Origin of the sequence: Mycobacterium attenuatum, from assembly GCF_900566085.1 — a bacterium.
GTDB lineage: Bacteria > Actinomycetota > Actinomycetes > Mycobacteriales > Mycobacteriaceae > Mycobacterium > Mycobacterium attenuatum.
In genome coordinates, this window is the sequence record NZ_UPHT01000130.1 from 1 (window position 1) to 1,039 (window position 1,039).

Here is a 1,039-nt window from a genome sequence, read left to right on the forward strand (position 1 = left end):
GTCCCCCCTCGTCGACCTGTCCGGCCCCACCGTGATCGCCGTGCCGCGGCCACCGACCGGCTTCCACGTCGCCGCGGCCACCGCCTCCGCCCCGCCGCCGCCTATGATCGTGAATTCTCCTGGTGCTCTTGGCATTCCAATCATGGCGCTAACGGCCTATCGCAACGCCGAACAGAAGATGGCCGTTGCCGCCCCGGCGTGCGGCATCAGCTGGAACCTGCTAGCCGGGATCGGACGGATCGAGTCGATGCACGCCAACGGCGGTGCCGTCGATGCGCGCGGTACCGCGGTCAGCCCCATCTACGGCCCCGCTCTGGACGGAACGCTGCCCGGCAACGAGGTCATCATCCAAAGCATGGTCGGCAACCGCGTCACCTATGCCCGCGCGATGGGTCCAATGCAGTTTCTGCCCGGCACCTGGGCGCGCTATGCCGTCGACGGTGACAACGACGGCATACCCGATCCGCAGAACCTCTTCGACTCCACCTTGGCCGCCGCGCGCTACCTGTGCAGCGGCGGGCTGAACCTGCGGGACCCGGCGCAGGTCATGGCCGCCATCCTGCGCTACAACAACTCGATGCCCTATGCCCAGAACGTGCTGGGCTGGGCGGCGGCGTACGCCACCGGCGTGGTCCCGGTCGACCTGCCGCCGATCACCGGACCGCCACCGCCGATCGGCGATGCGCACCTGGAGCACCCCGAGGGGCTTGGGCCCAACCTGCCGATGAACATCAACGGGCTGGGCGCCTACGACCCGATGGGCCACCTTCCGCTGATTGACTTCGGCCCGCCGCAGCTGGCCAATACGCCGCCGCCGTTGTGGCCGTGGCTGCAGCAACCCACCCCCCAGCCCCAGGCGCCGCAGCCCGGGTGCACGCTGATCTGCATCACCTCCCAGAACCCGGCTGAGGCAGTTGCGCCCGGCGGTCCACCGGTGCCGTTCGGGGGCATCGTGATTGCACCGCCGGCTGCGCCAGCTGCTCCCCCGTTACCCAACCTGCCGCCCCCCGGGGATCCCGGCCAGCCGGCGGTGCAATCA

1 protein-coding gene is annotated in these 1,039 nt (G+C 70.0%); it reads left to right on the forward strand.

All coding sequences use genetic code 11. The features are described from left to right. A partial coding sequence (locus tag EET13_RS20805; RefSeq protein ID WP_122444053.1) for a lytic transglycosylase domain-containing protein occupies nt 1-1,039 on the forward strand: 1,039 nt, incomplete at both ends.